This window comes from Winogradskyella sp. SM1960 (assembly GCF_020179375.1).
Taxonomy (GTDB): Bacteria; Bacteroidota; Bacteroidia; order Flavobacteriales; family Flavobacteriaceae; genus Winogradskyella; species Winogradskyella marina.
Genome location: NZ_JAICBG010000030.1, coordinates 1 through 2,749, shown reverse-complemented (window position 1 = coordinate 2,749; position 2,749 = coordinate 1). Strand labels below are relative to the sequence as shown.

Here is a 2,749-nt window from a genome sequence, read left to right as displayed (position 1 = left end):
TGTATAATTAATTGCTTTTTTAGGCTTACTTGCGAATATTCCTGCGGAATATTCACAGGTTCGTAAAAGTTTGCTAAATTAGTTGCTTAAACACGCAACTAATCATACACAAACACGTTGTAAGTAATGCGAAAAACCGACATATGAAAATAATATTTATAGTAATTGGAATTATAATTCTGTTCATTCTTTACAGATATTTTGCATTCAAAAAAGAAAGTGCAAAAACTCATAAGTTGAGATTTGAAAGAATCAAACCGCTTGTGGAAAAATTAGAAAACGGAGAAGAAATAAAAAAAGAAGAAGTTCTGGAATATGCAAAAGATAACAAAACTCGTGAACTGACTTACCAAATACTATCTGAAAATAATAAAACGGAACTGTTCCCTAAAGAATATTTGACCATTGAAAGTGGTGCAGAAAGTAAATTGGTTAACTGGCTTGAATTCCCGACTGAATTAGACAAAGCACCTGATGACATAAAACATCTTGAAAAAGTAAAAATAGATTTTGACGGGAATAATGTATTTTATCACGTATTCAAGTATATGACAAATAAACCACATTGGGCTGCAGAAAATGGATGGATGTTAGGTGTGGTTGGACCATATTTTGACGATAGTAAACCTTATGATTTTCCAGCAGCGACATTTAGCAGATGTAGTAGTAAAGTTGGAGAAATTGAGCCGGAAGATGAAGTTAAATGGGTTCACGAAAATATTGCGATGAAAAGATAATAAAGCACTACTTACAACACCGTATAAAAATAATTGCGGTTTAGTGCTTAATCAAAGGTCGTTACGTGTTTGTTACGTCTGATTTTCCTTCGGAAAATCCTCGCATACAAACCCGCAACTATTCTTATACATAAACGTTGTAGCCAATTAAACCATACTAATGAAAAAAAACTTTCTACTCATATTCATTTGTATTTTTATGATTTCCTGCAAAGGAAAAGTTACCGAAAATAAAAGAACTCATTACCAAGAGATAATCGATGGACCTGCCAATTTCCGCGATAAAATAAATGGTAAATTAATATTTGAACTAAATGATAGTATTGGTGTTCAAATTACTGATTTTAGGAAAGAGTGGTGTGAAGCTGGATTGTTTATAGGTATATCAGAGACTGAATATAGAAATGGTCAATTAAACCCTAATAGAAAAATTAAAAACTCAAGAAATAAAACGATAGGAATAACAAAAGATTCAGTCGACATTGTTTTTGATGGAGAAGAAGATGGAAAATATTTTGGTTTTATATCAGGGTTTACACATAAAAATAATATTAAAGAAAAATATCTTCTAGAAAAAGAATTAGAATCATACATTAATAACAATTCTAGAAAAAAATCAGACTTTGATTTCTTTATAAATAATTTTGACCTTGAGCTTAAGGAATCATTTTTGAATTACGAAAGCTATTTTAAATATGAAAATTGGATAACTGACCCTTCGCCAGGATTCAGAATATTGTTATTGTTTGAGGAAAGTGAATTAAAAGGTGTTTTACATTCAAGAAGTTTAAAATTAAAAAAATCTAACACATCCAAAGTTAATGACATTTATAAGGTAACATTCTTTGATGATTATCCGAAAGGAAAACAAGATAATTTTATAAGTTCTATAAAGGAATGGCTTCATGGTGTAGATTAAAAAAAACTGGCTACAACAACGTGTATAATTAATTGCTTTTTTAGGCTTACTTACGAAAATTCCTGCGGAATTTTCTCTGGTCCGTAAAAGTTTGCTAAATTAGCTACCCAACCACGCAACTAATCATACACAAACACGTTACCATACATACAAAAAACCAGAACTATGAATCAAGTTAAAGTATTAAAACAAGACGAATTTTACTTCCGAATATTAGTTACAAATGAAAGTGACTATTTTGGATTAGATGGACTAATTGAGTTAAGCGGAAAACTTCCATCAACTATTAAAACTTTAGGAGTTAAAGTTGCAAATCCGATTTGTAAAATATACTGTATGACAGACAATCATTCAGATTATATGGGAATTGAAAGTCGCTTGAGTGTTAAAACAGAAATGATGTAAATATGCCACGAATTGAACTTCGAACTGAAATAAAAGCGGATAAGAAAGTAGTTTTCGACCTTTCACGAAGTATCGATTTACATAAAATTTCGACCGAACAAACAAATGAACAAGCAATTGCGGGAAAAACGAGCGGATTAATCGGAATGGATGAAAGCGTTACGTGGAGAGCGAAACACTTTGGAATTTATCAAAATCTGACTTCCAGAATTACGGAATTTGACCGACCAAAATACTTTGCTGACGAAATGGTAAAAGGAGCATTTAAAGAATTTAAACACGAACATCATTTTGCGGAATTGAATGGAGGAACTTTGATGACTGACTTTTTTGATTACAAGTCACCTTTTGGAATTTTAGGAAAATTAGCAGACAAGTTGTTTCTCAAAAAATATATGACTGAATTACTAACAGAACGGAATCGAATTGTAAAAGAATTTGCGGAATCTGAAAAGTGGAAAGAATTAATAACTGAATAAAGTACGTATGGTAACACCGTGTATACTTCATTGCTAGTACTCGCCTACTTGGAAATCCCTTCGGAATTTCCTCTGGTTCGTTTTAGTTTGCTAATTTAGTTGCTGAAACACGCTACAAACCATATACGAGACCGTTGTGTGCAATTGCAGATTTTCTTCGGTCAATATTTACAAGGTGTACGGAAAAATAGCTAAGGACGTTTTATTTT

General features: G+C 31.6%; 4 protein-coding genes. All 4 read left to right on the top strand.

All coding sequences use genetic code 11. From position 1 onward, the window contains the following. Positions 1–143 precede the first annotated feature (143 nt). A complete protein-coding gene (locus K1X16_RS17805; protein ID WP_225037419.1) occupies positions 144–737 on the top strand; it encodes a hypothetical protein in 594 nt (197 codons plus the stop codon). 160 nt (positions 738–897) lie between these two features. After that, the gene (locus K1X16_RS17800; protein WP_225037418.1) at positions 898–1,656 is read left to right on the top strand and encodes a hypothetical protein; all 759 of its coding nucleotides are present in this window, start codon (positions 898–900) and stop codon (positions 1,654–1,656) included. Between the two features lie 165 nt (positions 1,657–1,821). Then, a complete protein-coding gene (locus K1X16_RS17795; protein WP_225037417.1) occupies positions 1,822–2,061 on the top strand; it encodes a hypothetical protein in 240 nt (79 codons plus the stop codon). Between the two features lie 2 nt (positions 2,062–2,063). Then, a complete protein-coding gene (locus K1X16_RS17790) occupies positions 2,064–2,540 on the top strand; it encodes an SRPBCC family protein (protein WP_225037416.1) in 477 nt (158 codons plus the stop codon). Positions 2,541–2,749: the final 209 nt, after the last annotated feature.